At 50.5% G+C, this 26,809-nt stretch carries 25 protein-coding genes and 1 pseudogene; 12 read left to right on the forward strand and 14 right to left on the reverse strand.

What is annotated here, in order from left to right:
* Nucleotides 1–29: 29 nt before the first annotated feature.
* Nucleotides 30–2,378, forward strand: coding sequence for a sensor domain-containing diguanylate cyclase (locus J3362_RS13210; protein WP_349520280.1), 2,349 nt, complete (start codon nt 30–32; stop codon nt 2,376–2,378).
* On the opposite strand, the pseudogene J3362_RS13215 reads toward J3362_RS13210, so the two are convergent.
* A pseudogene (locus tag J3362_RS13215) lies at nt 2,361–2,957 on the reverse strand (sulfite exporter TauE/SafE family protein); the annotation flags it as partial. The gene J3362_RS13210 and the pseudogene J3362_RS13215 sit on opposite strands and share 18 nt — an antisense overlap.
* A 178-nt stretch (nt 2,958–3,135) precedes the next feature.
* Between J3362_RS13215 and J3362_RS13220 the strand changes: the two are divergent.
* From J3362_RS13220 to J3362_RS13235, 4 genes are read left to right on the forward strand one after another with little or no spacing between them, the layout of a single operon-like run.
* Nucleotides 3,136–4,272, forward strand: a complete 1,137-nt coding sequence (locus J3362_RS13220) for a tyrosine-type recombinase/integrase (protein WP_349520282.1) — start codon at nt 3,136–3,138, stop codon at nt 4,270–4,272.
* Entirely contained in the window at nt 4,265–6,343 is a 2,079-nt protein-coding gene (locus J3362_RS13225; RefSeq protein ID WP_349520283.1) for a site-specific integrase, read from the forward strand. Before J3362_RS13220 ends, J3362_RS13225 begins: the two co-directional genes overlap by 8 nt.
* The gene (locus J3362_RS13230; RefSeq protein WP_349520284.1) at nt 6,343–8,193 is read left to right on the forward strand and encodes a tyrosine-type recombinase/integrase; all 1,851 of its coding nucleotides are present in this window, start codon (nt 6,343–6,345) and stop codon (nt 8,191–8,193) included. The genes J3362_RS13225 and J3362_RS13230 overlap by 1 nt, the downstream gene beginning before the upstream one ends.
* The gene (locus tag J3362_RS13235) at nt 8,190–8,633 is read left to right on the forward strand and encodes a hypothetical protein (protein ID WP_349520286.1); all 444 of its coding nucleotides are present in this window, start codon (nt 8,190–8,192) and stop codon (nt 8,631–8,633) included. Before J3362_RS13230 ends, J3362_RS13235 begins: the two co-directional genes overlap by 4 nt.
* Before the next feature lie 253 nt (nt 8,634–8,886).
* Here the strand turns inward: J3362_RS13235 and J3362_RS13240 are convergent, their stop codons facing one another.
* From J3362_RS13240 to J3362_RS13250, 3 genes are all read right to left on the reverse strand, one after another.
* Entirely contained in the window at nt 8,887–9,273 is a 387-nt protein-coding gene (locus tag J3362_RS13240; RefSeq protein ID WP_349520287.1) for a HipA N-terminal domain-containing protein, read from the reverse strand.
* A gap of 77 nt (nt 9,274–9,350) precedes the next feature.
* Complete coding sequence (locus J3362_RS13245) at nt 9,351–10,748, reverse strand: DEAD/DEAH box helicase (RefSeq protein WP_349520289.1); 1,398 nt, start codon at nt 10,746–10,748, stop codon at nt 9,351–9,353.
* The gene (locus J3362_RS13250; protein ID WP_349520291.1) at nt 10,745–11,296 is read right to left on the reverse strand and encodes a VspR family transcription factor; all 552 of its coding nucleotides are present in this window, start codon (nt 11,294–11,296) and stop codon (nt 10,745–10,747) included. The genes J3362_RS13245 and J3362_RS13250 overlap by 4 nt, the downstream gene beginning before the upstream one ends.
* A 114-nt stretch (nt 11,297–11,410) precedes the next feature.
* On the opposite strand from J3362_RS13250, the gene J3362_RS13255 reads away from it, so the two are divergent.
* Nucleotides 11,411–11,638 (forward strand): helix-turn-helix domain-containing protein, encoded by a 228-nt coding sequence (locus J3362_RS13255; protein WP_349520292.1) that lies wholly within the window; start codon nt 11,411–11,413, stop codon nt 11,636–11,638.
* Nucleotides 11,639–11,643: 5 nt separating this feature from the next.
* Here the strand turns inward: J3362_RS13255 and J3362_RS13260 are convergent, their stop codons facing one another.
* Complete coding sequence (locus J3362_RS13260) at nt 11,644–12,420, reverse strand: class I SAM-dependent methyltransferase (protein ID WP_349520295.1); 777 nt, start codon at nt 12,418–12,420, stop codon at nt 11,644–11,646.
* Nucleotides 12,421–12,590: 170 nt separating this feature from the next.
* Here J3362_RS13260 and J3362_RS13265 point away from each other — a divergent pair, with 170 nt between their 5' ends.
* Nucleotides 12,591–13,703 (forward strand): helix-turn-helix domain-containing protein, encoded by a 1,113-nt coding sequence (locus J3362_RS13265; RefSeq protein ID WP_349520297.1) that lies wholly within the window; start codon nt 12,591–12,593, stop codon nt 13,701–13,703.
* An 8-nt stretch (nt 13,704–13,711) separates the two neighbouring features.
* A complete protein-coding gene (locus J3362_RS13270; protein ID WP_349520299.1) occupies nt 13,712–14,227 on the forward strand; it encodes a hypothetical protein in 516 nt (171 codons plus the stop codon).
* A gap of 309 nt (nt 14,228–14,536) precedes the next feature.
* On the opposite strand, the gene J3362_RS13275 is transcribed toward J3362_RS13270, so the two are convergent.
* The 9 genes from J3362_RS13275 to J3362_RS13315 all read right to left on the reverse strand — a co-directional run bounded on the left by J3362_RS13275 (nt 14,537) and on the right by J3362_RS13315 (nt 20,984).
* Nucleotides 14,537–15,157 carry an SCO family protein gene (locus J3362_RS13275; protein ID WP_349520301.1) on the reverse strand — a complete coding sequence of 207 codons (621 nt, stop codon included), beginning with the start codon at nt 15,155–15,157 and terminating at the stop codon, nt 14,537–14,539.
* Nucleotides 15,154–15,996 (reverse strand): cytochrome c oxidase assembly protein, encoded by an 843-nt coding sequence (locus J3362_RS13280; RefSeq protein ID WP_349520303.1) that lies wholly within the window; start codon nt 15,994–15,996, stop codon nt 15,154–15,156. The genes J3362_RS13275 and J3362_RS13280 overlap by 4 nt, the downstream gene beginning before the upstream one ends.
* A 22-nt stretch (nt 15,997–16,018) precedes the next feature.
* Nucleotides 16,019–16,657 carry a DsbA family protein gene (locus J3362_RS13285; protein WP_108019749.1) on the reverse strand — a complete coding sequence of 213 codons (639 nt, stop codon included), beginning with the start codon at nt 16,655–16,657 and terminating at the stop codon, nt 16,019–16,021.
* A gap of 47 nt (nt 16,658–16,704) precedes the next feature.
* Entirely contained in the window at nt 16,705–17,664 is a 960-nt protein-coding gene (locus J3362_RS13290) for an arsenic resistance protein (RefSeq protein ID WP_349520304.1), read from the reverse strand.
* A gap of 29 nt (nt 17,665–17,693) precedes the next feature.
* A complete protein-coding gene (locus tag J3362_RS13295; RefSeq protein ID WP_349520306.1) occupies nt 17,694–18,155 on the reverse strand; it encodes an SRPBCC family protein in 462 nt (153 codons plus the stop codon).
* 14 nt (nt 18,156–18,169) lie between these two features.
* Entirely contained in the window at nt 18,170–19,084 is a 915-nt protein-coding gene (locus tag J3362_RS13300; RefSeq protein ID WP_108019745.1) for a cation diffusion facilitator family transporter, read from the reverse strand.
* Nucleotides 19,085–19,186: 102 nt separating this feature from the next.
* Nucleotides 19,187–19,537 carry a DUF3703 domain-containing protein gene (locus J3362_RS13305; protein ID WP_108019743.1) on the reverse strand — a complete coding sequence of 117 codons (351 nt, stop codon included), beginning with the start codon at nt 19,535–19,537 and terminating at the stop codon, nt 19,187–19,189.
* Nucleotides 19,538–19,561: 24 nt separating this feature from the next.
* The gene (gene lspA / locus J3362_RS13310) at nt 19,562–20,086 is read right to left on the reverse strand and encodes a signal peptidase II (protein ID WP_349520308.1); all 525 of its coding nucleotides are present in this window, start codon (nt 20,084–20,086) and stop codon (nt 19,562–19,564) included.
* Nucleotides 20,087–20,090: 4 nt separating this feature from the next.
* Nucleotides 20,091–20,984 carry a cation efflux transmembrane domain-containing protein gene (locus tag J3362_RS13315; protein WP_349520310.1) on the reverse strand — a complete coding sequence of 298 codons (894 nt, stop codon included), beginning with the start codon at nt 20,982–20,984 and terminating at the stop codon, nt 20,091–20,093.
* Nucleotides 20,985–21,166: 182 nt separating this feature from the next.
* Between J3362_RS13315 and J3362_RS13320 the strand changes: the two genes are divergently transcribed.
* The 4 genes from J3362_RS13320 (at nt 21,167) to J3362_RS13335 (ending at nt 26,794) form a co-directional block, all read left to right on the forward strand.
* Nucleotides 21,167–22,261 carry a saccharopine dehydrogenase NADP-binding domain-containing protein gene (locus tag J3362_RS13320; protein WP_349520312.1) on the forward strand — a complete coding sequence of 365 codons (1,095 nt, stop codon included), beginning with the start codon at nt 21,167–21,169 and terminating at the stop codon, nt 22,259–22,261.
* A 273-nt stretch (nt 22,262–22,534) separates the two neighbouring features.
* Nucleotides 22,535–23,524, forward strand: coding sequence for a porin (locus J3362_RS13325; RefSeq protein ID WP_260312598.1), 990 nt, complete (start codon nt 22,535–22,537; stop codon nt 23,522–23,524).
* 248 nt (nt 23,525–23,772) lie between these two features.
* Entirely contained in the window at nt 23,773–25,179 is a 1,407-nt protein-coding gene (locus tag J3362_RS13330) for a hypothetical protein (RefSeq protein WP_108019732.1), read from the forward strand.
* A 73-nt stretch (nt 25,180–25,252) separates the two neighbouring features.
* Nucleotides 25,253–26,794 carry a hypothetical protein gene (locus J3362_RS13335; protein WP_108019730.1) on the forward strand — a complete coding sequence of 514 codons (1,542 nt, stop codon included), beginning with the start codon at nt 25,253–25,255 and terminating at the stop codon, nt 26,792–26,794.
* Nucleotides 26,795–26,809 lie beyond the last annotated feature (15 nt).

A 26,809-nucleotide genomic window follows, 5' to 3' on the forward strand; every position in this document is an offset into this window, starting at 1 on the left:
CGTCGAAACCGTCCGGGAGCGTGGATGCTGTGCTGATCAAACAATGGTTCGGCAGTCTGGTGAATCGGGCCGTTGCCCTGGTGGTGGTGGCGATCATCCTTTCGGCTTTGTTGGCAACCGTGGCCGGGTCCCTGTTGAGCCGGTCGGAGCTGGAACAGCAGGCCCGTGACCAGGTGGAAACGATTGCCACCCTGATTGCGGGAGAGCTGGACGACAAACTGGCCCTGAGGCTTGGCGCACTTAACCATGTGGCCCAGAACCTCACCATGTCTCGCGATGTGCTGAATGCAAGGGCGCAGATTCTGATCCGGCGGCAAACGGCCCTGGAGCACCTGTTTGATGCTGTGTACCTGATGGATGAGGATGGCCTGGTGGTCGCCGAGCATCCCGAAGATTACCGGCAGTCGGGACTGGATGTAAGCAATCGGGAATATTTTCGCCGGGTCTCCTCCACTCTCACGCCGGTGATCAGCGAGCCCTACCTGTCCAATTATCAGGAAAAGCCGGCCATCATGGTCGCCGCGCCGATCTTCGACCACCGCCAACGGTTCATCGGCGTCATCGGCGGCGCCATCGCCCTGGATGGCAACAACTTCCTTGATCAGTTTATCAATATCCGGATTGGAACCACCGGTTATCTCGGTGTCGCTACCCGGAGCGGGTTTGTGGTGGTCAGTCAGCGGGATGAAAGGGCCATGTCACCGGTTCGTGTTGCTAATCCGGTGCTCCGGGATGCCATGGAGGGGTTTGAAGGCACGCTGGAGACCCGCGGCAGCGACGGTGAAAAGACCATCATGTCGGTGCAGCAGCTGACCCAGGTTCCCTGGTTTGTAGCGGCGTCCTGGCCGGCACGTGAAGCCCTGGCCCCGATGACCCGGACGTTGGATGCCTTTGTGTGGATTCTGCTTGCGGTGATCCTGTTGATCTCGCCTCTTGCGCTCTGGCGCTTCCGGCGATTGATGGCGCCGCTAAAAACGCTGGGCGAGCAGATTCGCGAGCGCCACCTTGGTATGCGCTCCGACCCGGTGGACGTCGCCGGAGGCAAGGAAATCCGCCAGGTTGCAGAGATTTTTAACACCGTAACCGATGAACGGGACGAGGTTCTGGTATCTCTCGCTGAAAGAGAGGCGTTTTTCCGTTCCCTCACGCAAAGTGCGCCCATCGGCATCGTGCAGACCGACGTTCTGGGCCGAATTGAATTTGCCAACCCGGCTTTTGAGGCCATCGTTGGCCATCCGGCGGAGCAACTCACCTACAGTTATCTGGCCAATCGTGTGCATGAGAGCGATCGACTGGAGGCGATTGCCGGCTGGAAGACGGCGATCAGGAACCAGAGCGTTTTCCGGGGACGGTTGAGGCTGGAATCGACCGCACGGGACCGGGTGATCTGGGGTGATGTGATGACGGCTGCAATACAGACCCCTGAGAAGGCGCTCGGCACCATCACGGTCGTTCGCGATATATCCCATGAGTTGGAGGTGGAAGAGGCCCTCAGGGCAGAGCAGCAGCGGGCAGAGACGATACTTGGCGTACTCCAGGAGGGGGTTCTCATGGTAGACGTCGAGGGCGTTATTCGTTTTGCCAACGATGCCGCATGTCGTCTTCTGGGAACCGAGGGGGAATGCGTGCTCAGGAACTTCTTCCAGCTGGTCACCATCGAAACGGAAGAACGCGAAATGACGGCGCAGCAGTTCCTGACTGGTGATGACCTGGACAGCCTCTATGTGACGCTCCGTAATTCGCTGGGTGTTCCCTTCCCTATTGATCTGACCATGCTGCACATTCGTCAGGGCCGCGAGGATGAACGCCTGGTGTTTGTGCTGCGGGACGACAGCGACCGGCGCCGGCAGGAGGAGCGGCTGTCCTGGGAAGCGACCCACGACACCCTCACCCAGTTGATGAACCGACGCGCATTCAACGCCTCGCTGGTTCGGTGCCTGGGTGAGGCCGGTCGCCAGGAAGTCCGTTCGGTACTGATGCTGATTGATCTCGATTATTTCAAACCGGTGAACGATGAAGGCGGTCACCTGCTTGGTGACGACCTGCTCAAACGGCTGGCGGATCTGTTCAAGGACGCGGTTCGCCAATCCGACACCGTGGCCAGACTGGGCGGCGATGAGTTCGGCATCATTTTGCCTGCCTGCGGCATGACCCGGGCCGAGGCGCTGGCGGAACGGATTCGCGTTGATGTGGAGGCGCTTCGCATTGAGCATGACGGCCGCTCATTCGGTGTAACCACCAGCATCGGCCTGACGGAACTGACAGCGGAAGACAGCGGCCCCAGAGAGGTTATGGCCCGGGCGGATGAGGGTAGCTACATCGCCAAATCCCGGGGGCGTAACAGGGTTGTGGTGGTGCCTTCACCACCAGCCGGCTGAGAGGCTGGCCTGCCAGAGCAGGCGGATCGCCAGCGCTGTCAGCACGATATTGAATATCAGTGTGAACTTCCGGTTGCTCAGGGAGCTGAGTACATGGAGCCCGAGCCAGGTGCCGGCAAAGCCACAGGCAATCATGGCGAGAATGAAGGGCAGCCACTCGAAGAACATGAACCCGGCGGCTCCGAATACCAGCGCCTTCGGGGCGTGCTGAAGGGTCATAGCGGTGGCAAACGTGGCCACGGTTCTGAACCGGTCGGTATGAATCTGCTTGATGAACGCTGCAACGAGTGGCCCGGTGGCGCCCACGAAAAGACTGACGAAACTGGTCAGCGCCGACGCCAGGAATACGCCAGGGGCACCAAATGCACCCTTGGGTAGCGACGGCCCCCAGCAGAGATAGAGCACGAACAGGGCGATGGTCAACTGCCAGATGTGGGCGGGAAGATTCACCAGTAGCCAGGCGCCCAGCGCCGCCCCTGCGATTACGCCGGGCAGAAACGCGGCAATCACCCGCCAGTCTATGTGGCGCCACGTCAGAGCCGCCCGGCCAACGTTCGAGCCCAACTGAATCATGCCGTGTTAGAAGGACCTGGCGAAACGCTGTATCTATGTATTCTCGCCCCTCTCTCAACCCAAAATTATTCAGTAGACAGGACCGAAATTTGATCTACGCTGAGATCATGGTGGTTCTAGGTCGCCAATTATTAGGCAGACACCTGCAATTGATATCCTTAAAGTAACTGAAGAGCGGGAAACGGTGAAATTGGGCGATGGCCACATAAAATGTGTGAAGGTTGACTTCAGAAATTCCAGCATAGAGAAAGTGCGATTGCTAGGTGCTGCAGTTCCTCAGTTTTTCGATGATCAACTAGCACCCATCCCAGCCGCTAATCTATACATGCGAATGATGTCCGGCCGGTTGGCGGTTAAGAGCCTGCTCACCCTTTCTGAGCATCTCAAAGAGCTCTTGATCTGGCTTTCAAATTCTCAACTGGCGATTGAAGATATCGACGAGGATGCTTTTGACTACTATGTAGAAGCATTGTGCGTTTATAAGAAGTCTGATGGTAGTCAGCTAAGCTGGAACACCGTGAATTCGCGGGCCTCGGCAGCCCACAGGTTTTTACTATGGACATACGAACAAGGCATTTGCCCTAGCCTTAATCCTGTTGAAGCTAAAAACATTAATTTAAGCGCGAAGCGTAAATACCAAAGTAAAGGCCATCCCTCTCGCCCGCTAGCGGAGCCTATAAGCTTCTTGCTTATGGAGGATGCAATCAGGTTCGTTGACGCGTTGGGTTTGGTCTCAGGGCGTACGCATCCACATGTCAAACGAAGGAATATCCTCATGGGCGCGTTCATGCTTCAAACAGGTGCAAGGGTGTCAGAGGTATGTAATTTTCCGCTTAGCGACTTACCAGAGGTAAACTCAAGAAGAATCTCGACACCTGCGCGACTGATAGGCAAGGGGGCGAAAGCCAGAGTGATCCTGATCCCAAACCAGCTGCTATTGCAGTTGTGGGAGTACGTGGATCTTGACCGTGAGACTGTCAGCGATAGGATCTCCAAAGTCAGTGAGGACTGTATTCGGCAAAACCTTTTCCTCTCGGATAAAGGTCAAGCGATTGCTACCAATTGGGTCCAAAAATTATTCAGAAAAGCTGGGCAGTACGTAGGGATCAAGTCAACGCCACATATTCTTCGGCACACGTTCGGAACATACCATTATCTGTTAAATCGAGATCTGGTTGGTTTAGCAAAGCTTATGGGCCATGAATCCGAGACCACGACACACCTATACTATGTCCACACGGCCACATTAGTTTCCTATTCGGGAACGTATTCAGGTCTTCAACGCGAGCTTGATCAAATGATAGAGGCCTCTCTTGGGTAAGAAAAAGTACGCTAGTGTTATGGCCCTGGGGGCTGCAGAGCAGCGTGTGCAGTCCGATCTGGTTTTCTCGGTTACCTGCAAAAATGATGGTAAACGAAAGACCTTTGATTTCTCGAAGAAAACCTATGCTGAAAGCTCCCGGCAGATTCTGGAGATCTTTGTCTGGGCATTATTCAAACTTCGGTATCTGCAAGGAAATAATACTCGAATAGCTATATATGATTCATCAAATAGATTCTTTGAGTTTCTTGAGAGGCATTCGGTTTACCAACCGGATCAGCTTAATTCAGCGCTCCTTTCTAGATTTGCTGAATGGCTAAAAAGATATGCACCAATTAGTTATTCGACAGCTGCTTCGCGATATCGATCTTTGAAATCTGTATTTCTTCAGATGAATAATCACCCAAAATTGATAGAGGAGTTTGTCCCACCTAGAAATGTCTTCCCGAAGTCTACGAGTCTCCAGAGCCCCAATATTGGTTATGACAAAAAGGAGCTTAAGCAGATTTTTAAAGCGGTGGTCCAGGAGCTTCGAAACCAAAAAGATAAATTCGAAACCACCTACACGCCAATATATATCGGGAAGCCCCCTCCGATGGAGGGAGTCGCTGAATTGAATGCATCTACAGGGAAAAGGGCTTTATGGGCGAGCAAGGAACACCTTATCTGGTATTTTGAAAATACGTTGAGTTGCCAGCGTATTTCGAGTTATACCGATATCATTAAATACCCAAAGGGGCACACGTTTTGGTACGGTGTGAAGCGTGACTATCCAACGGAAGAATATTCATCCGTCCAGGAGTTCTATGATTGTATTGGCGCTGACTCGAATTATACACCTAAATACCTGGGGCAGACGACGCCGATAAAATATTTAACTCCGTGGAAAAATAAAGAATATGTTATTTGGTATTGGGAAAATTTCATGGAGGCGAAGCCTTATACAGACAAAATGTTAAGGCGGAAGTATCCTGAGTTTCGTACAGCAATGAGAGAAAATTGGAGAGGCTATGGCGAATTTTTCAGGGAAATGAAGGCTTGGTCTTGGATCTCTGCTTACGATTTAGCTCCCTATTACTTGATGCTGTTACTCAGAACGGGGCTGAATCCGAGCACCATTCAACGGCTGACAGTCGATTGCATAAAACCTGATCCAATTGACCCAGAAAGAAAATATATAGACTGGACGAAGTACAGGTCTTCAAAGAAGGGTAAAACAATACCTGAGCAGGAATCCGAAAACGATACGTGGGCGATCTCAATAATAGAACGTGTAATCAAAATTACGGAAAGGATTCGTACGAAAGGTCAAGCAGAGCTCTGGATAAGTAACGCTAACCCCCAAAAGGAGCCGAAAACTTTCGGTTCCGGGTATTTTCACTCAGGTGTGAAGAGATTCTTCGATAGGCACCCAATTAAAGCCTCGGATACAGGCGACAGAATCTGGGTGCAGGCGCACCAAATTCGGCCTACCCTCGCATGGAATGAGTACCTCAGGACTGAAGATCTGAGGTACCTACAATCACTTTTGGGGCATGCTGATTCATCTACAACCGCAGAGTATCTGCGAAGAGTTGAGGACCCCCTTTTTAGATCAAGGCGCGCAATTCATCAGGAGGCGATGTTCCTTGGGTTAACTGAGGGCGGTTCGGTCTCCGAGGATTACCTTAAGGCCAACGAGTCAAGGGTGATAGCCAAGGATACGGCCAACGGAATCCATGATGGACTTCTGAACCATTGTAAAAATCCATTCGATGCGCAGATCCTAGGACAACGGAAAGGAGAAATCTGTGATGCTGATGTCGAGGTTTGTCAAGGTTGTCAAAATCTTGTAATAACTCCCGAAGACATAAAAAAATACTTTTGCTTCATGAGTTTTCATTGTTATTTATTAAATATAGATGAGATCTCACAAGAAGAGTTTGAAAGAGCTACAGAAAATAAAAAGTTTTTTTGGGAAGAGTATATTTTGCCTAAGTACCCAAACGCTGTTGTCGAAAAAATAAGGACTGAGTCAAGGATTTCACCTATTCCAGTTTGGGACCCCGCATTGTATGAGGGTAGGAGATAGTGACTAGCGCAAGCCATTTGAAAATTGAACCTTCGGCTTGGGAGCGCTTTAAGGGCGTTGAGAAAGATGAAGTAAGGTATCTAGATATTAAATGTTTAGGTGAAGAGGGGAAAGATAAACTTAGAGTTTCTGGATCTTCATGTTATCGAGAAAATGTTTGGGACTTTACTCAAGAGTATCCAGAGTACCGTTCTTCGGATGTTACTCTCAATTTTCGAAAAATAAAATTTTCAGATGGAAGTGACATCACGGATCTAAAAAAATCACTCTATCTAGATCAAGCAAAAGAGTACGTCTACACATTGTTGGTTCAACCGCCTTGGTCAAGGCCAAAACTCACGACCTATTTTTCGAGTATAAAGAATGGATTGAAGGCGATTTTCAATTATATGTTTGAGAATGGCTTCAATTACCTATCTGAGTTAGATAAATATGACTTGGACGAATTTTTAGGCCAGTTGGCGATCAGAAACCATTGTATTGGTAGGGCCATTACCAACAGGACTTTGACCAGTCGTTCGCAGGGGCTTGACTGGTTGTATGAGCAGTCAACGAAGATGAGGCACGGCCTGCGCATCAACCCATTTCGCGATTTTGGATCACGTACACAGTGGGCAGCATCTGCGGCAGAGATTGCCTTGGGTAGAAAGGAATCCAGTACCAGAGAAATGCCTGATTCAGTCGCCGGAGAATTGGTTGCGTGTGCGATCAAAGACCTACAGTTGGCCGATGCCCTTGTCGAGATGCGGCGTTTAAAGGCCCAATATGAATGCCGAGAGGTAACGCAAGATGAGCTTCCGGTAAGGATCTCAGGGGTATTCAAAGAATATGGTGTCTATGATCCCGGCTCTCCTTGTACAGAAAGAAAGCTAGCTTCGCGCCTTAGAGCAGCAGCTTATGTGATAGTTGCAATTTTTACCGGTATGCGAATCTCCGAAGTACAAGAAATCCGATTTGGCGCGGAGAACAACTGGTTGGTTCAGAAAGTCGATATCGATGGCGGAATTAAAAATTTGCACTTTGTAGTGACCCATACGAGAAAGCTGGAGCCGAGACCGAGAGAGTATCACTGGCAAACTATTCCGATCGTACAGGAGGCGATCGAAGCGCTTGAGAAGGTTAGCTACCCGTTTTTTGAAAAAGGTAATCCTTACCTATTCGCAAGTCCAAGGTCGAAATATTCGGTGTCGAAGACCTCCCTTGATTTCTCTCTAAAGGCATTTGCACGGGTGCACCGTATTCGTCACGCCGGTGATATTTGGCCACTGGCCAGCCACCAATTTCGGAAAAAGTTCGCAAGAATTTTGGTCCGCCAAGGCCTAGGTTTGCGGGCACTCCAAGATCAGTTGAAGCACTACGATATCGAAATGACCAAAGTCTATGGCGACCCAAACCTCTATGCCGAACTTCAGGCTGAAAAGTTTGAATTGTCTGAGGAGCTCCTGGAAGAATTCGTTGGATCTCAAATTCCAGTAATTGGCGGTGGCGCAGAGGAGTTGCATGCACTGCGGAAAGAATTCATCGGCCTGGCTAAAAAGGATCGTGGTGCTTTCCTCAAATCCCTCCCAGAAAGGGCTTTGGTCGAGCAAACGGATGATGGGTTGTGTTTTTATCGCGCGAAGAAAGCTCTTTGTGGAGGTGACAAAAGCAACTGCAGGCCAGCTGATTGCAACAACTCGTGGATACCTGCAAGTGGGAAGAAAAGAACGTTGATTTGGCGAAAACAAGAGAATGAAAGGATGGTTTCGTTCTTCAAAAATCAGCCTCTCAAAGTGTCTTTTTTGAGGGGGCGTATCGAAGAAATCGATAAACTTCTTCGCCAACTTGACGGGCCAGAGGACCAACCATGAAAGTGAAGCAAAGAGGGAGTCATCAGGGGCTTCTAAAAAATAGAGAAGAAACAAAACGTCAGAACACTGAAGCGTTGTGGCGGCAGGTTATTCGCTTACGTAAAGAGAAGCCAAGCTCACTGTGGTCTTTCAAAGAGGTTTGGTCTGGAGCTGGGTTGAAGAGCAACGTTGCACTGGATAGTCCCTGGAATGCCCACGTAAAAGAGGCGATAGAAGATCATAATAGATCGGTAAGAGGAGAGGCTGATCTGGGACCAGAGGGCCAGTCCCAGCGTAAAACTCTAAGGATCACCAATAAGGCATTGCGACAGGAAATCGAAAAACTGAAGTCAGACATAGATAAGTCCCTGTCCCAGATAGCAATATGGGAGTCCGAAACCATTTTCTATCAGCGAGAGAATGCGCGCTTGAGAAACAAGATTGAACGCCTAAAAAATTAACGTCACATATCATGGGCCGGTCAAGGCGTGCGAAATCGGAAAATAAAACAAATGACCTTTACACATGTACCCTGCAGAGAAATTCGACGTAATGATGAGTCCTGCCTAGTGTCCGTTCATACGGGGTCAGGGTCAGTGATGAACATTTTTAAGTTGAAAACGGTTAGGCCAGAGGGGGGCGGGTTAACCCGCCAATATGTTTGAGCCACTCTCTAGGGATTTCTAAACCCAGCATCAATGTTGGCGAATGGGCCTATGGACGCAGCGGAAGAATTGTTACAGCGCCCGCAAGATCGCGACCGTTATTTATCAGCAACCGAAACTCGTCAGCGGGGTCGATTCCTTGCTCGAATGCTTGAACCCTTCGTAACCACCCCTCGCTCACCAATCCGCTGAAATAAGCAGGTAGTCCACCATCTTGCTCGAAAGGTTCAAGCTGAAGAGGAAGGCTCAAGCTCAACGCCGGTAGCCGATTGGTTACGTAATTAGGATCATAGATAAAGCGAACAACCGTCCCTTCGCGTTCAAGGGTCCCCGCCAATTTGCCATGCATAAATACTTGTGCTTGCGGCAAAGTTTTATTCTCCTCAAGTTTAGCTGATGACGCTTTGGGGACGCTGGCTTCTTGCTTTTTTACCAAGACTAGTTCAACGGAGTATGAGCCAGACAAATCCTGTTTCGTATTCTTATCGCGACAGGTTCTTGCCGCGGCTTTAGTCAAGTTACAAAAAGGGAGAGAATTTCATTCCAGAATCGATTGCTGACGTGTAGATCGATACTGTTTTTCTCAGACGATCCCTCATTATGGATCGACTCTTCGACAGAATTTCGTCCAACTGGATCCAATGGTAGCGAAAGATCTTGGCCCTCCACTAATTCAATCTTTTTCGATGTTTGACCATCTGTACTCACTGAGTCTGAGTGGATTGACACAACTCTTTCCCCGGGAAGGTCCTCTTCAATTCTACGAGCGAACTCCGTAAGACTTGGTTCTGCAAGTACATAAAGCCACGCGTTTGAATCCGCCATCTCGGTTTCCTGCCGTCTGAGGATTCGCCCAAGAACCTGTCGAAAATGCAATTCTGTTCGAATACGACTTAGGTGACAGCAAACGTGAAGCCTGGGAATGTCGGTTCCTTCGCTGATCATACCGACTGATACGATCCAACGCGCGCTGGAGGTTTTGAACTTTGAAATGGTTTTTTGTGCATCAGGCGATTTATATGTGACGATGATTGATGTCTCATCAATCATCGAAAGGCGCCTCGCAATTTGTTCCGCATGTGCCACGGACGAGGCCACGACAAGCCCTCCCGCCTCAGGTGCGCTTCGTCGGAGGTTAGTTAATCGTCTTGATGCCTCAGAGAGAATCTGGTCAATGATTTCATCTCGGAATAAAAAATCCGGGTATTTGATGTGCTTATTTTCAAGCGACTCACTAATGCTTGCGAAGGACCTGCAGCCGAACGCTGATGATTGAAGGCTGATTTCGCGATTATCCACGAGGACAATTTGAGGTGCCCGGCACGTTTGGTCCGATATTGCTCTCCGCAGACCGTATTCGTAATCGCAGGAAATCTGCCCGTCCGAGTCTCTGTAGTGAGATAGAGCGATCGGGCAGTTATCGGTTCGCCATGGAGTGCCGGAAAGAGACATGGTGTAGCTTGCTTTACCTTGAATCCTCTCAAGAATAGTTCTGCCCCAACTATTGCCAATGGAGGAATCGCTCCAATTGGTACCAGAGCAATGATGAATTTCGTCCAGAACAACGAAGACTCGGTACTCGTCCAGTACTCGCCATAGCTCATCGGGCAGAGTGTCCATTGACTGATAGGTGTACGACCCCCCGGCGGCGCCCATTTGGCCATTGAAACTGCGCCCAAGAACTCGACTGAAAGTTTCTGCCACACCCCGTGCGACGGCTCGTGACGGGGAGAAACAAATTACAAAATCGATCTTATTCTCTAAAAAGAGCGTTTTGGCAACGGACGCGACCATCACAGTTTTTCCTGCCCCTGGTGTCGCATGACAGAGAAAATGAGAATGTCTTTCATAGACCGCTAAAGCGCTCTCTGCGCACTCTATCTGCCAATTACGGAGCTTGATCTGAGTCATCGATGGCTACCGATATCGGCTAGAATTGTCTCCACTGCCCGTAGTTGGCCAAGTAGTTTGGTGCTTCTTTCCCGGGATTCTAAATATTGTGTTCTAACGGTTTGTTGCAGCGAAGGAAACTTCTTACACAAGCGTTGATACTCCTCAGCCTCACCGATGCTAGCGATGAGTTCTACCTTGCGCGTCGACAGTTCTTCCATTAATCCTTCGAGAATGGCCGGTTCCATCGGGGGAGCAGCTGTTCCCTCTGAAGGCTCAAATGGAGAGGGTTTGGCTTCAAGAAGGACCCCCTCGGGCGCACCCTCGTAGATGAACCTGCAGCCCCTCCCTTTTTCACCTTTGTGCCGCTTGATCACAAAAGCTGACTCAAGCCGGAGCACCTCTTTATAAATGTGTTTACGGATCGAGTTACGATCTAAGTCACGAGAGCGAGTCATTTGCGTAACGTACAGATCCCTGATCTTGGTCGTTGAAAAAGGAGTATCTCCGCGAAGCTTCAGTGTCTGAAGCAGGATTTGATCGATGCGAATTCGCTTCTTTTTGCTCATGGGAGAGTCCTTAATGGGCCAAACTGAGGAGTCGAAAATTAAAAAATGGGTAGTATATGCCGTGGCCCCTTATGCCTCAAGAAACCATAGTCTTGCCTTTTATGAGGGCAAGAAATGGGGTCACCGGTACGTGAAGCGTTTGGAAGGCATCTCCGCGAGATTAGAAAATCGAGAGGGTTCTCTCAGGAGCGCTTGGCTCATGACGCTGGGATCGACAGAAGCTATCTTGGAAAGGTTGAGAGAGGGGAGGTAAATCTCACAATAGAAAGGATTTATTTGCTCGCTAAGTGCTTGAACTGCAGTCCCAGAGACCTACTGCCTGATTGTCCTCGCTCGAATTGATAGGGCTAGAGTGTGGTGGGTAGCGCTACTCTGCCGATCCGCATGTTGATTGGCCAAGTAATTGAGCGTTGAGTATCTTCATTGCCCCAAGCTTCCGAAAATTCATGAGTGAAAGCCAAAAGCTCCTCCTCATGACCAGCCTCTCTAATCTTCCGAACTGCAGACCAGGTAAAGAGGTAGCCGAGGAACTCTCTCAGCCGCCACTTTTGCCTAATTTCCAAGGGTGGTGCCTTAAGCTCCTCGAATGGGAAGGCGATAGTTGAGTAACCAGAGTCTACCAATGCGCGCTCGGGAGGCCAGTATGGTCCGACTCCATTTAGATAGAAATTCTGGAAGATGTTATTGAGTTCTGGTTCGAGAGTGAGAACCCCATAACTTATTAGGGCTATGACAGCATCGGGGGTGCTAACTCTACGCACTTCACTATAAAAGGCATGTAGGTCGAACCAGTGCGCAGCTTGGGCTGCAGTAATAAGGTTTGCGCACCCATCGGGCAGGGGTAAATGCTCTGCCGGCGCGCACTTATAGGTAACTTTCTCCGTTGAGTTGGCGTTTCCAATTTGGTCTGCGCTGGGATCTATTCCGATAACATTGTTGAAATGTGGGGTGAGAAGTTGTGCTAGTTGGCCATTGCCACACCCGACATCAACAGCAAGTTGGACGCTTGGGGACACATGAGCCAGGTAGGTAGCAAGTTCAGGGGGGTACTCAGGACGGAAGCGTGCGTAGTCAGCGCCGCCTTGATCAAACCAGTTTCTGCTTTTTTTAGAATTGTCGGTCATGTACTGCCTCTTTCGCGCTTAAATTTTCTTCGCTACGCCGGAATTGTAATAGCCCCCCTTTCTGGGCGCATCGTTTCAAATAAAAACTATTGTTTTCGGCGAACTTCGACTAATCTTGCATATTGATAAGATGCAAGATATTCTTGCGCGCTCTCGGAATGGAGTTCGTTATGAGTGACGTTATCAGCCAAAGACTTGCCCACCTAAGAAAGGTACACGGCATTCCCCAAAGTGAACTTTCGGAAGCGATGGGCTTTAAAGATAGGCAAACTCTTTCAGCGATTGAGTCCGGTGCACGGAGGATTAAAGCTGATGAGCTAATTCGCGCGGCCTCAAAATTAGGAGTTTCACCAGAGGTCTTCACCGATCCATACCGTTTAGTTGGCGAAGGTCGCTTCTCTTGGAGACATACTGACGCTTCCACAGATGAGCTGTGCGCTTTTGAGGAAAAGGCAGGCGTTTGGATAGCGATGTATCGTAGGCTATGCGAACAAAGGGGTGAATGTAATAGCCCGATATTGCCTCGAATGGATCTGACAAAAAAGAGTTCGTTTGAAGAGGCTCAGAAGTATGGTGAGGAGTTGGCTGAACAGCTTGAGCTTGGCCCCATCCCGGCCAGAAACTTGGAGGTGGCAGTCCAAAAAAGTTTGAAAACCCTTGTCCTACACGTTAATTCCAACAAAGGAATTTCGGGGGCCGCCTGCCAAGTAAGTAAGCTCAATGTGATTCTTATCAACAGGGATGAGTCTGATGAGCGTCGACATTTTGATTTAGCTCATGAGCTCTTTCATATTCTTACGTGGGATGTGATGCCTCCGGAGCATTTTGAAACGACCACGCTACCTAAGAAGCGAGAGCAAAAGCGAGTCGAAGATCTAGCAAACAATTTTGCTGCAGGGTTGCTAATGCCGAGTTCTGCATTGGCGCGTCATCTCGAGACCCTGCCTAGTGGAATTAGTGCTCTAACCGAGTGGTTAAACAAGTTAGGTAAAGAACTGGAGGTCTCCGCTGTGGCACTCAAGTGGAGGTTAGTAAATCTCGGTGAGTTGAGTGCCGTGGATGCTCGGAAGATTGACGACAGTTCGCTCAGAAACCATGGTCAGGTCCTTGTTAGTCGTAAGAGGCCACCACTCTTCAGTGCTGTGTTTGTGGAAACACTTTTTTGGGGGCTGGCTGAAGGGAAGATATCTGCACGTAAGGCTGCGAGGCTTTTGGATATGACGATTGACGATATGTTATGTCTCCTCGATGATTACGGGCTGGAAACAAATATAGATTTATAGAGATTTAAATGAATTACGACAAGGATCAAGTTGTTCTGGTAGACACTAATGTCATTATTGAAGCTCATGCTACAAACGTGTGGAAATCAATAGCAGACTTCTTTGCCCTTGAAACGGTAGTGAAGTGCGTAGAAGAGACACAGACTGGGTACCAAAATAGGACACCGGAGCAGCAGATTGACCAGTCTTTGCTCCTCACATCTTTTGTGACGGTCCATGATCCCTCAGAAGAGGACCGTTTCGCTGTTCGTTTGGAGCACGAGAGCCTGGATGACTTGGATGCTGGTGAAAGGGATCTAATTGTTCACGCGTTTGGTCGGACCGATGACGTTTGGCTATTAGCGAGCCCAGACAAAGCTGCGATGAGATTCATATCAGAGTTAAATTTGACGAACAAATTAGTTTCGTTAGAGAGCATGGCCAAGAGGGTCGGGACCAAACCTAGAAAGGCTTTTAAAAGTCAGTATACCGAGAAGTGGCACGCAATAGAGCGGAGTAACCTACTCCTCTCGACCAAAAATTAAAGTTATATGTACAATTTACCCTTCTCTGCTCTGACGGGTTCCTGTCAGTATGTAAGAACCCCTGTTTTAGTCGCATAGAGGATTAGAGCTTTCAGCCCGCTGAGGTCGCAAAGCAGACATTCGGGTAGCCGATCAAGAACTTTGCAATGGTCTCCGTATGGACTTCCCCAGTTAATAACGCAACTCAAGAAAGCTTTATGATCGCCCCCCCAGATCCGTCGGCAGTATTGACAAAAGGCAACCCTCGCTTGTTAATGCGGAAGGCCCTGGGCAAGGAGATTTGAACAGGGAAATCTACTTTTACTGTGCTCAAGAGTCTTCCTGAATAAGAGCAACGAGATCGTGTCTGATTTCTTCTTTGCTCAGGTCTGGCCGCATTAACAAGCGAGGGTTGCCTTCGCGATCAAATACATAAATCGCGCTACTGTGGGAAACCGCATAGTTGCCGTCTGGGCCAGGTTCGTCATAACCGAAGGTTGTCCGATAGCGTTTAGCCAGTTCCCGAAGTTGCTGCTCTTTTCCGGTGAGACCGACAATATTATCACCGAAAAAATCGACGTATTCTGCGAGGCGCTCAGGCTTGTCACGTTTGGGGTCGACACTCACGAATAAAGTGAGCACTTCGTCCTGAAGCTCTGGAGACAAGCCACTGGTTGCCTGATTAAGTTTTTGCAGGGCAGTCGGGCACACATCGGGGCATGAGGTAAACCCGAAAAACAGCATTCTCACGCGGCCACTGTAATCGCTGCCAGATACAGGGTCGCCCTGGCTGTTGATCAGGTCGAACTCAAGCTCAGGCATCAGGCCACTGATGTTTTTCCCATGCCAGACTTCGTCGTTGCCGAGGCAACCCGTAAGCAACATGGCCAAAACCATCATTGAAATGGCCGGTACGATTTTGGTGGGCTGTCGCCAGAAACCGGTCCTCATGAGGTTGTTTCCTTCAGTTTTTTGGAATGATTGGTATATTTTCCGTCCTGATGCATGGCTCGCCGGAGCATCAGAAGAATGCCAAGGATGCTCATCATGGCTGGAGGGATATAGGTCAGCATGCCGCCCAGAAGCTGGTCGACTTCCGGGTCCAGCGGCCAGGCTCTGCCACAGACTTCGTAAACGTCGTAGACCATGTCACGTGAGAACACGATCCACGCCCCAAGAAACATCTGAAGCACACCTGCGGCAGCCAGAACCAACATGCGTCTGCCATACCCAAGTGATGAGGTGATCGCCGGCGGTCTTGGATCAAAGATCAACCACCAGAACAGCAGACCATCCAGCAACATGCTCCAGTTCATGACCCAGTACAGATCCCGGCTGAGCATGGCGTCGAAATGGATCGATGGCCACAGCCAGAAATAAATGAGCCCAACAAAAAGGAAAAGGGCGATGAAGGGCTGCTGCAGAACCTGATAAATCCAACCCAGAGGCCGGAGTTTGCGTTTCCAGCCCGGGCTTATTTTTTCAAACCAGAACCGCATGACCGGCAAGGGGTTGGACAGTGCGATCAGGATAGGTCCGATGTGATGAAGAATCAGGTGCTGGCCCCGATGAACGAAGAACATGTACTGCGCGTAGTAATCAAAGCGGGTCTGCATCACCGCATAACAGATTATTACCCCCAATGTGAAAGCAAAGATTCGCAGCGCGCCCGGCCGATCCTGATCCGGCATCCGAAGCAGTCCGATGCCATAGAACCCCATCACGAGCATGTAGCTCAGCACGGTTAGCGGCGAGAAATCGTAGGGTAGAAGGTAGTCTAGCAGTGACATAGCGTTGCCGGTTCTGGTGTTGTTATTTCGATGACTCTACCTTGGACGTCACAAGGTCGTACAGTTCCTGAGGCCCCAGCCGACTCAACTTTTCTCCGTTAACGTAGAATGTCGGCGTACCAGAAATTCCGACCCCTTTAACGTCCGCAGCATCTTGTTGAATAATGCCGTCAATTTCGGGAGAGTTCATACTGGCACGGGCGGCCTCAACATCGAGTCCCGCTGACTTTGCTGCATCCCATGCTGCCTTGATATCGGGGTCATCATGCCATTGGGGCTGTGCCTCCATGACAGCGTCAAGCACCGGCTTATAGACCTTCTGTTCGCGAGCCGTCTCCAGGATTCTGACGGCCTCCTCCGAGCCTTTGTGAAACAAAACGTAGCGCAGGACCAGGCGCACTTTTTCCGGGTACGCAGCCTGAATCTGTTTCACATAGGGATGCATAGCCCGACACCCTTCGCAGGAGGGATCGAAGAACTCAACAATGGTTACCGGTGCGTCTTCGGGGCCTATGATAGGAGAATAGTCCCTTACCAAGGGAGTTTTGTCGACAGTGGCAGTTTCGCTAGTAACCTGAGAGCGGTCATATACAACAAAAGCGGCAGTGAATACCGCTAGGCAGAAAAGGATGAGGCTCACGACCAAAGTTCGGGTTCGCACGTTAGATCTCCATATATTTTTTGATTAGTTTTATTGGTGTCAGACTTTTAAGTGTTTGGTAGCAGCCGGTTGGGCACCCACCTCAGATAGAACATCATTCCAAACAGTTCCACTAACGACTGGACGACAATTACCACAACGGCCGCCGCCCAGGCTTCTGGCATTGACAGTGCCAAAGGTAAAACCACAAAGGAGTTGCGCGTGCCAAGGCTGAAGACAATCGTTCGTCCGGTCTCGGGCGGCAACTGGAAGACCTGGCGCAGGACTTTCCCAACCAATGCCGCTGCTAGTAGATAAGTCGGAAAAAGAACCATCAAGATCCAGACAATGCCACTGGTACTGGCGATCTGGCTGACCTGTGCCATCGAGATTATGAAGAGTATGATTGTGAGTAGAGGAACTGGCATCAGTCCCGTTGCGCGAACGAACCGGGAAGTTCCTCTGGAGTTTTCGGCCCATGTTTGCGTCAGAAATGCCAGGATAAGCGGAACGACAATCAGCCCGATAAAGGCAGGTAGGAGGTGCCGCTCAAGCTCAAGATTCACCCCAAACTGGTTGCCTAGGAAGAGCCACAAGTACAGTGGCAGAAGAACCAATTGAGCAATCAGCAGAACCGGCGTTGCCGCAATGGCTCGGGTGCTGTCCCCCTTCCCAAGATGAGTAAAGGTGACAAACCAGTCGGTACAGGGCATCATCAATACCAGAAGCACGCCCAGCTTCAGCGCATCATTGTTTGGCAGTGCCAATACCAACAAGGCGGTTATCGCTGGCATCACCAAGAAATTGCCGGTCAGCAAGGCACCCATGAACCGACGATCCCGGAATACACCTGACAGATGAGTCAACGGAGTTTGGGTAAATGTGGCGTAGAGCAGAACCCCGAGTAGTGTCCAGATCAGGTAGTCCGGCACAACCTCGCCGGGAGAAGTCTTCCAACCTACGAAAAGGCCGAGGACAACAGCGATGAGGTAGGCCCAGACCTGATGGCGTTCAATTATGTCTCGCATGGGGTCCTTGCGCCTTGGTGATTCAACAATTAATTCGATGTTACATCTTGAAGAACTTTACGTAGCAGGATTCGCCAACGAAGCTGGCGATACCGGTACAAAATCTGGGCGTATAACCACACCATGACCGTGAGAACGCCCGCTTTGATCTCCACCTCGTCCAAGTAGGTGCAGGCCTCGTTCCCGTTAGGTGAAACTCGAATGACGTGGTCCCAGACGGGGACCAACCCTCCGCCTTCTTTAGTAGAAAGAGTTCGCTTGTTATCGTCGATCTTTTCGAACGTTATTGAATGTCTCCACGCAGGAACGCAGTTAAAAAACTGTAAGCGTGTAACCTGCGTCTCACCTTCTTTCCATTGCTGCGGAAAATGTTTGGCGTCACCAAAACCCAGGAGGCCCTTACAGACAAAAAGCAGTGTTTTGCTTTTCTTGACCAGCGCCCAAACGTCATCCGCGGGCGCGGGAAAGGTTGTTGAGATTTCTACACGCACACTTACATTCCTTGTCAATTGAACTGCGTCGCGCAGTGGGCGGTGTTTGGGCATTGATCATCCTCACGTTCCCATTGGATGGTCGTATGCTGGATGCCAAAGTGCTCTTTGAGCATGTCAGCGGCCTCACTGATAACCTGGTCATCACTTTCTGAATTGGGCTTCACCAAGTGCACGGTCAGGGCATTTTCGGTGGTACTCAGTGCCCAGATGTGAAGGTGATGGGCCGATTGAACGCCAGGTAGATTCTCCAGGCGTTCATGGACTGCCGAAGGATCAATGCCCTTGGGAACGGCATCGACGGCCAGTTTTACGGAATCTTTCAGTAGCTGCCAGGTGCCAACAAAGATCACAGCGGCGATAACAAGACTGACGATGGGATCAATCCAGGTCAGGTTGGTAAACATCAGTACCGTACCGGAGATCACCACGCCCACTGATACCGCTGTATCTGCGGCCATATGTAAAAAAGCGCCGCGGATATTGATGTCGCCTTTCTGCCCTTTGAGAAAGAGCATCATGGTGGCGCCGTTGATCAATACGCCAATACCAGCCACGATCACCACAGTCAGACCCGCAACATCGGCAGGCTCTGTCAGGCGTTGAATGGCTTCCCAGGTGATGCCGCCAACAGCAGCGATCAGAATAAGCGCGTTAAAAAGGGCCGCCAGGATGGTGGTCTTCTTGAGGCCATAGGTCTTGCTGTAGGTTGCCGCTTTGCTGGCAAGCCAGCTGGCTACCCAGGCCAGTATCAGCCCCATCACGTCGCTGAGGTTGTGGCCCGCATCGGCGAGCAATGCCAGCGAACCGGAAAGGACCCCGTACACCGCTTCAATCACCACAAACAGCGTGTTGAGAAACACCGCAATCGCAAATGAACGGTTATGAGTGTCGAAATGATGGCTGTGATCGTGACTGTGGTCGTGCATGTCGGCCTCTATCAAAGAAGGTGTGTATTCAGTCATGAGCCCTGTAGTAGCTATAGGGTCAAATGCATACCGTTGGTTTCGTCTCCTGCTTAGGCAGCTAACCTACCGTTCGCGTGTTTCCTCCAATGCGCGTGCCAAATCCTCTGGTAACGGCATGGGCGTAAAAGCGCTGACGTTTGCGCGCCCTGTGTTTCCAACCGGAACCCAGATGCGGGAGAAGAGCAGGGCCGCAATCGCCCGAGTAAGCTGCCCAAGGACTTCGCGAGCATCTCTCGTCCGCCAACCCAGTCTGAGCATCCGTATATGAGTTCCGGCGTGCGCTAGAGCGTATTTCTGGCTGAGGATATGGGCGCGTTCAAGATTGGTGAAGGCAGACTGGAAATCGCCCCGTTTTTCTGCCTCGTGGGCAGCCTGAAGTTCCGCACCAAAGAAGCGTTTCAATTCACTGTGCATTGATTCCTCCTCCTACTCTCTTCCTTAGTCGCCCGTTTTTAAGCGCGGGTCTTCCACTTGTTCATCGGGACTTTTTTGGGTTCTAAAGCTAGTGGCCAAAATCATGATCACGCCCAGGACTATAAAGACGTCGGCAAGATTGAACGCCGGCCAATGCCAGGATTGCCAATGAAAATCCAGGTAATCGACAACATAACCTCGAAAAACCCGATCGATGACATTTCCGAATGCGCCGCCAAGTACCATCGCTAAGGCCAAGGATTCTGTTCGCTGATGGCTGTCCCGAATCAATTTGACCAGAACAGCTGAGACGACAACGGCTATCGCAATAAAAAAATATCGCTGCCAGCCCCCGCCATCGGCAAAGAGACTGAAGGCTGCGCCTTTATTCCAAACGTGCACCCAATTAAAGAAAGGAGTGATCTCAACCGATTGGCCGTAAGCCATGGATTGCTGTACGAGCCATTTAATCATTTGGTCGGCAAGCGCTATCAGTGCGGAAAAGCCGAGAAAGATAAGCGTTGAAAATCTAGCACGATGTTCAGACATCGAATTATCCTTTTAGTGCAAGGATGCGCTTGGCACCAATGAGTACAACGCCACCCACAACGCCGCCAATAATTAGGTCTGGGTAGTTGGAGCCGGTCCAGGCAACAAGAAGTCCCGCAAGGACAACTCCCAGATTGATAACCACATCATTGGCTGAAAAGATCCAACTGGCTTTCATATGGGCGCCGCCCTCGCGGTGTTTGGCGATTAGGAGCAGACAGCTGATGTTGGCGATAAGGGCGACAGATGCGACGGCCATCATCATCAGCGACTGCGGATCACTGCCAAACAGAAAGCGCCTGCCAACTTCAACCAATACCCCAGCGGCAAGGATAAGCTGGAGAATACCGGCAACATGCGCCGCTCTGACCTGCATTTTGATGCCGTGCCCAACGGCGTAAAGCGCTATACCATAAACGGCCGCATCAGCAAGCATGTCAAGCGAGTCTGCAATCAAGCCAGCGGACTGGGCGATCAGGCCCATCGTCATCTCGACCAGGAACATCAAACCGTTGATTGCCAGCAGTATCCATAAAGTGCCGGACTCCTCGGTCTCATTGGCATTCGATGATTCAGCCGCTCTGACGGATTCAGGGCTTGCGTCTTCCGTCGTCTGCAGGGAAGCGCCCAGCCCCAGGGTTTCCAGTTTGCTGGTAATAGGTGCGGCTGCGCTTTGATGGATAACTTCCAGCTTTCGGTTTGATAGGTCGAATGAGAGTGACTGAATGTTGTCAAAACCCGTGAGCGCCATTCGAATCATTCGTTCTTCCGAGGGGCAATCCATCTTGGGCACTTTATAAATGCTGACTTGGGCGTCAGAAGCGGTGGTGGGTCCCTTAAAGCTATTGTCGACGACAGATACTTCACTGCCACACTGTCCATTACAGTCGCTACTCATTTTCACGTCTCCGGTGCTCGTTCCAATAGCGTTATGTAAAACCCTGTAGTAACTATAGAGTCAATGTTTAGCCTATGGCTGGATAGGAGACTCATGAGTCAGCACATATTTAAGAGTCACCACTTGACCCTATAGTAGCTACCGAGTTGAAGCTTTCGGAATATGGAATGGAGTAGCAAGAAGTGAAACGGGGCAGCAAGAGCGTACTTATCCTTGGCGGCTACGGAGCTGCAGGAACGGCCATTGCAACTCTTTTGGGGCAACGGATCGAAGGCAAGATTGTCTTGGCAGGCCGGTCGCTGGAAAAAGGGCGCAAACGGGCGGAAAAGTTAGATCGCGAAGCCGGTGCCACAGGGCGTTTCAGCGCCAGGTCAGTTGATGTGGCCGACGCTGAACAAACGAGGCAATGCCCGCATGGGCAGAATGTCGTTATTGTCGCGTGTGGTCTTTCGGTGTCTGCAATTGAGAGCCTGGTTCAAGGCTGTATCGCGAATCGAGCCGACTACATCGATATCACGCCGAATCCGCGCAAGCTTGAAATATTTCAGAGCATGCGGACACGCATTGAGGCGAGCGACAGCCGATTCGTACTGGATGCAGGTGCTGATCCGGGGCTGCCTGGGTGGCTGGCTCGATGGCTTTGCCAGGCCTCTACGGGGACAGTGACGGACATTAAGATGTATGGGCGTTATCGATCCGCTGACATAGGCTGGGGCGGTGTTGCCGACATCCTGACTGCCGCTGAAAGCCAGGGTTGGAAATATAATGGTGGATGGATACACTCCCGTGTTTGGGACGTTCGATATAGAAGGTTTGAAGGCGGGTTGGGAAGCAGCATCTGTGTTCCGGTTTTTCTGGATGAACTTCAAGCCTTACCGCAGGAGCTCTCCCTTGAGCGCTTCAGCTTTTACCACGCTGGTCTCAACCCGGTAACCGATGCGCTGATGACGTTCGAGAGAACCGGCATACTCGGATGCTTCTCATTCGAATCGCGTCAACGCGCATTCTATTCAGCTCTTCAGCGCTTTACCAAAAAGCCCTTCGGCCTGGTATTGACCGCAGAGAGCCGAGCTGATGGCGCATCGCGCCGAATATCAATTGGCCATTCTGATCTGTATCGCGCAACCGCAATCCCTGCCGCGATCCTTTGCACGTCTCTTATGGAGGCTGCAGGCATGCGCCCGGGCTATGGATATCTGGGTGAGTGGGCCAGTCAAGACAAGAGGTTTCCCGATAAGCTTCAGGAAGAGGGGTTCTGGTATCGATTTGGTGAGTAGTACGGGAAGTGAACAGAAAAATCTGATGGATGAATCTGGAGTCAGACGGAAAGCGCTTCCGTGCCCACGACGCGATGTATGAAGACGGCCGCTTATATTCAAGTTCAATTCAGTGTCAAAGGATATAATAGAAAGTTTTTAACTTAGGTTATTGAAATAAATCGAAAAAATATTTAAATGTAACAGTTTTGCAATAGGTACAAGGCACCATCTACTCAGCATTTGAAAGACTTCAAGTGTCATTTTGAATCTATCTAATCTGAAGAGGTGTCCATGAATAAGTGTCTATCAATGTTGGTGTTTGGTGGGGTTGCAGTAACTTCAATGAATGCACTCGCGGCGGACGGTCCTATCCTGTACGGCAAAGCCAATGTTTCGTATGAAAACCAGGACGACGGTAATAGCGATACCTGGAAGCTCCAGAGTAATGCGTCCCGTCTGGGGGTAAAAGGGGCGCTCAATACCGACCTCGAAGGCTTGGAGGCGATCTACAAAGCAGAATTTGAAATATCGATTGATGATGGAGATAAAGATGGCCAAACCTTCTCTCAGCGTAATATTTACGGTGGCTTCAAGCAGGCGAACCTTGGTGCACTGATTGCGGGAAAATTTGACACACCTTTAAAGTCAGCGCAGGGCAAGGTTGACCAGTTCAACGACCTACAGGCGGATATAAAAAATATCATGGCTGGTGAAAATCGGACCAGCAACATTGTTCAATACAGTTCCCCACGTCTGTTTGATGCTGTGGGCGTTAGTGTTGCCGTCATCCCGGGTGAAGAGCAGTCAGCTGGGGCAGAGAACGACGGACCCGCGGATGCAGTTTCCAGCTCTTTTACGTTTGAGAACGAACATTTCTACGGCAGTATTGCCTACGATTCTGATATCGAAGATTCACTGGAAGCCGATTCCAGTGGCGATAGTCGTCTCAATATCCTGCGAACCGTAGGGAAGGTCCGATTGAGTAACTTTGAGGTCGGTGCAGTTTACCAGTTAGCAGAAGAAAGCGATGGCCCTGGAGAAGATACGTCTTATCTGGTTGGCGGTGCCGTTAACCTTGAGCGTTGGAAGATCAAGGCGCAGTACGGACTGACAGAAGCTGAGACAACAAACGAGGAGCTAACCCTGCTGGCCTTGGGGCTCGATTATAAACTGGCTAGCAAGAGTAAGGTTTATGCTTACGTGTCTCAGGTGGAGGCGGACTTGGCTGACTCTGAGGACTCCACATTTGGTGTGGGCTTCGAGCATAAGTTTTCCATGTAGGGTCGAGCGCGGTCGCTGAATACAGGGAGACCGACGTATCTGAAATCTTTTCCGGATTTCAAGTTCATTTAAGGTTCGTGTGAGATCCTACGTGCGAGTTAACTAAGGTTATTTAATGGCGGGAATGCTTCATTCCCGCCTTTTTTTTGACCTTTAGTCCGTTGTTCTAGCTGGTTTTAAGATTTACGCCACGATCCGTACGAATCGGATATCACAAACAATCAAGAAAGAAACTGGAGGGGATTACGTTGAAACGCAACATTCTGGCCACTGCGATTGCAGGGATGACAACACTGTCGGGAAGTTGGGCCGCGACGGCAGCGGAGATTGAATTCCACGGTGATATGGATAACCGCTTTCAGGCTTACACCAATCAAAGAGACTGGTTTTCTGGTGGTAACTCAGGTGGCGGTACGCTGAAAGATGACGAGCCGACCGAGAGCTTCGGCGAGGTCAAATATCGCTTCTGGGCGAAAGCAACTTCCGATGACAAAAAAGTTACCGGTGTTTTTGCGACGGAGATTGGTGGCATCCGCTACGGTGAGGGCTCGGGTGGCGACTATTCCGGTGATGGTGTCAACATCGAAACACGGTGGGCTTATGTGGATTTTTTGGTGCCCAACACGCTAGATCAGCGCGTATCGCTAGGCTTGCAGCCAGTGTCAGTAAACCGACATGTCTGGAATGAAACTGCCACAGCCGCTGTTTGGAAAGGCTCACTGGGCTCTGGATTTGACTATCAGTTGTTATGGGGGCGGGGTGACTCTTCCAATGAGAGCGGCGTCGACTCAGAACAGGACGAAGGCTGGGATGGCGCGGACAACTTCGCGATCAACCTGAACAAGCGTTACTCACCGAACCTGAGCGCAGGCCTTTTCTACCTCTATCAGATGAATGATCAAATTGCTGAGGGAGTAGGTACGGTAAATAGCAGGGAATATGAACTGAAGAGCATCGCTGATAACTCCAAATATTCCGTTTCAAGCTTTGGGGTGGAGATGGATTATGATCAGGAGACGTCGCTAGGCCGCATGTTCGTGAAGGGTACGGTGATTGGCCAAAGCGGCACAATAGAGGGGGTCAATTTCGTTCCTTTGAATGGTGCTACGAATCCCAATACGAACTACGACCTTTCCACCTTTCTGGGACGCGGCGAGCTCGGGCTGCAATTTGGACCAAACCAACTGACGTACACCTTGCTCTACGCATCGGGCGATGGCAATGAGCAAGATGCGGACTTCGACGCCTTCATCGCCACGGATGTCGACTTCAGCGACAGTATGATTTTTCAGGAAAACATGACGAGCGATGACTACTTCGCCGAAACGCCCTATATCCTCGACAAAGGGTATTTCATGAACAAGCTTCAGCTCGATCATAAACTAGCGGCCAATATTACGGTCAGCGGAATGATGGTCTACAACCGCTTGGCTGAGAATATTGCACTTGCAGATGGATCGTCCTCAAAAGATCTCGGACTGGAATTTGGTTCCAAGATCTCCTATTTCCCATACCCTTCGCTGGAGCTCGCGGCAGAAGCTGCATACCTGGCATCAGGCGATGCCATGGATGCGCTGGAGGAAACTGCCTTGCAGGACGGCAAAAGTGATCAGGACATTGTTCATGTCGCCGGTCGGGTAAGGTACAAGTTCTAACAAAAACGGGGTGGTGGGAGCGCCACCCCGTTTTCGTTATACGAAATGAATCCGCATTGAGTGACTTTTTCCTATGATGACTCGTTCTCCAGTATTTGTGTTCCTGATGCTACTACTAGCTGGCGCGGTACAGGCGGTTGAGCGCGAGCATCCAGCAAAGGCAGAAGTCACTCAGGTAGATCGTGATCAAAAAGTGCTTTCCCTCACAGTTGGCGATACCAGTGTTGAGGTGGGTGATTTATTTGTTGTGTTGCGGGAACCTGGCGATGCGGGCATCCCGGAAAAAAACCTTTCAGTCATCGGTATCGAGAGTATCGGAAAGGATCGGGCGGTAGGGAAAGTGCTGTTTGGAACGATGCCCTCCGTTGGAGCTGTATCGAAGCGCTTCTACGGTATTCCGGCGGTGTTTACTGACAGAGCCGGCGATCCCAGGCCGGTAACGCCGGCGTTGAAATCCAGGTTTCCTGATCTCCTGTGGCGGGAGGAGCCAGAGGCGTCAAGTGATCTGCCATTGGTGCGTTTTCAGGTTACTGGTAGAGGTCAAGCCGTCGCGACCTACAATAACACCTGGTTGGTCGGCATTGTACAGACCGATGCTGAAGAAGGTCGGGTAGGTTCGGTTGAGGAGGAGGAAGCTTTAGCGTCTCCATTTGCCAGACTGCCCATCAACGCAAAGTCGTTGTCCGCGTTTCGTTCTGGCAGCGATTACTATTTTGCGGCGGAGCATGGAAACAAACTCAGCTTTTTTCATGTTGATTCCGGTGGGGCTGTTCAGAGCCTGACGTCCATTGAGGTGCCCCGTCGGGAGAAAGTCATCCGAATGGACTGGTACGTTTCAGAAAACTCATACAACCTCATTTTGAATCAGTGGAATGGCCGTCGCGTTTCAAGTTCTTTGATCCAGTTGGCCGAGGGGAAGGCCGAAGCCATTGGTTTCATTCCCTTAATATTGGGATTGCAGGATTTGGATGCTGACGGCCGCCGGGAAACTATTCTCGGGCAGTCTTTCTACTCAGATCAGGGGTTTGGTTCAGAGGTTTATCAAATATCAATCTCACCAAACGGGCCTGATCTTGATAAGGCCGATCATGAAAAATTAAGCCGATACACGCCAGTGTTTCGGGTAATCGATGCCGTTGTTCAGAGCAAATCGGGACCTTTGAATATGGTGACCGTCTCTCAAGGGGAGGTTTCATTTTTCCCTGCTGGCACAGAGGGACCCCGTCTGGGCTACAAGATTGGAAACCGGATTGCGGGCAGGAATATGACTTACGACGTGTCGCCTGAGGCGGTGTTTAGTCCGAGGCAAACACTGTTCTTGCCGAACCTCCTCGTACGCTCCGGTGAGGACGCAGTAAATATCGGGATTCCACAGGAATCCAGTGCAGCCGAAGATAGGATAGGTGTTTATGAGACGCGAGTTGATTGGTTGACACTGAGATCCGGGAAATCCCCCAAAACGCAGTCAAAAAGTCTTCTAACGTCGGCTCCGGTGTCCCCCGTATCAGGCAATACAGGGTTATTCTTTATGTCGCCTGATGAAAACTCAGTTCAAAGCGACAGTTTTGACGTTGAGACGTTGGTGTATCGGGGTGCTATGCCTGCTGGTCGCTGACTAAAGCTGGATAAG

Source organism: Marinobacter sp. NFXS11 (assembly GCF_040148675.1).
Classification (GTDB): Bacteria; Pseudomonadota; Gammaproteobacteria; order Pseudomonadales; family Oleiphilaceae; genus Marinobacter.

Coding starts and splice junctions, on each gene's coding strand:
- J3362_RS13335 (WP_108019730.1), top strand. CDS start 25,253: ATGATGACTCGTTCTCCAGTATTTGTGTTCCTGATGCTACTACTAGCT.
- J3362_RS13250 (WP_349520291.1), bottom strand. CDS start 11,296: ATGAGCAAAAAGAAGCGAATTCGCATCGATCAAATCCTGCTTCAGACA.
- J3362_RS13255 (WP_349520292.1), top strand. CDS start 11,411: ATGGGGTCACCGGTACGTGAAGCGTTTGGAAGGCATCTCCGCGAGATT.
- J3362_RS13315 (WP_349520310.1), bottom strand. CDS start 20,984: ATGAGTAGCGACTGTAATGGACAGTGTGGCAGTGAAGTATCTGTCGTC.
- J3362_RS13245 (WP_349520289.1), bottom strand. CDS start 10,748: ATGACTCAGATCAAGCTCCGTAATTGGCAGATAGAGTGCGCAGAGAGC.
- J3362_RS13265 (WP_349520297.1), top strand. CDS start 12,591: ATGAGTGACGTTATCAGCCAAAGACTTGCCCACCTAAGAAAGGTACAC.
- J3362_RS13235 (WP_349520286.1), top strand. CDS start 8,190: ATGAAAGTGAAGCAAAGAGGGAGTCATCAGGGGCTTCTAAAAAATAGA.
- J3362_RS13325 (WP_260312598.1), top strand. CDS start 22,535: ATGAATAAGTGTCTATCAATGTTGGTGTTTGGTGGGGTTGCAGTAACT.
- J3362_RS13300 (WP_108019745.1), bottom strand. CDS start 19,084: ATGCACGACCACAGTCACGATCACAGCCATCATTTCGACACTCATAAC.
- J3362_RS13280 (WP_349520303.1), bottom strand. CDS start 15,996: ATGTCACTGCTAGACTACCTTCTACCCTACGATTTCTCGCCGCTAACC.
- J3362_RS13260 (WP_349520295.1), bottom strand. CDS start 12,420: ATGACCGACAATTCTAAAAAAAGCAGAAACTGGTTTGATCAAGGCGGC.
- J3362_RS13305 (WP_108019743.1), bottom strand. CDS start 19,537: ATGCACAGTGAATTGAAACGCTTCTTTGGTGCGGAACTTCAGGCTGCC.
- J3362_RS13290 (WP_349520304.1), bottom strand. CDS start 17,664: ATGCGAGACATAATTGAACGCCATCAGGTCTGGGCCTACCTCATCGCT.
- J3362_RS13270 (WP_349520299.1), top strand. CDS start 13,712: ATGAATTACGACAAGGATCAAGTTGTTCTGGTAGACACTAATGTCATT.
- lspA (WP_349520308.1), bottom strand. CDS start 20,086: ATGTCTGAACATCGTGCTAGATTTTCAACGCTTATCTTTCTCGGCTTT.
- J3362_RS13275 (WP_349520301.1), bottom strand. CDS start 15,157: ATGAGGACCGGTTTCTGGCGACAGCCCACCAAAATCGTACCGGCCATT.